Origin of the sequence: Streptosporangium sp. DT93, from assembly GCF_049844535.1 — a bacterium.
Classification (GTDB): Bacteria; Actinomycetota; Actinomycetes; order Streptosporangiales; family Streptosporangiaceae; genus Streptosporangium.
Window position 1 is genome coordinate 1 of record NZ_JBNCLF010000097.1, and the last position, 299, is coordinate 299.

Annotated in this window: 1 protein-coding gene; it reads right to left on the reverse strand. The window is 71.6% G+C overall.

The annotated features are described in order from the left end of the window. The coding region (locus ACLQ2R_RS39645; RefSeq protein WP_425966561.1) for a DUF7507 domain-containing protein at positions 1 to 299 on the reverse strand (299 nt) is incomplete at both ends.

Sequence of the window (299 nt, forward strand, 5' to 3'; positions counted from 1 at the left end):
AGCAGCGCCAGTGCGGGGGCGGCGACGGCGGTGACGGTGGCGGTGGACGGGTCGGAGGTGACGGCCGGTCCGGTGGGTGGTGTGCCGGTGGCGGTGGCGGTGTTGACGATGGTTCCGGTGTCGATGTCGGCCTGGGTGGTGACGTAGGTGCTTGCGCAGACGGTCGAGTCCTGCGGGGCCAGGGTGGTGACCGGGCAGGTGATGGCGGTCGGCGTGCCGGTGCCGGTGAAGGCGGTGGTGGTCACGACCACCCCGGTCAGGGTGGTGTTGCCGGTGTTGGTGACCAGGTGGGCGTAGGT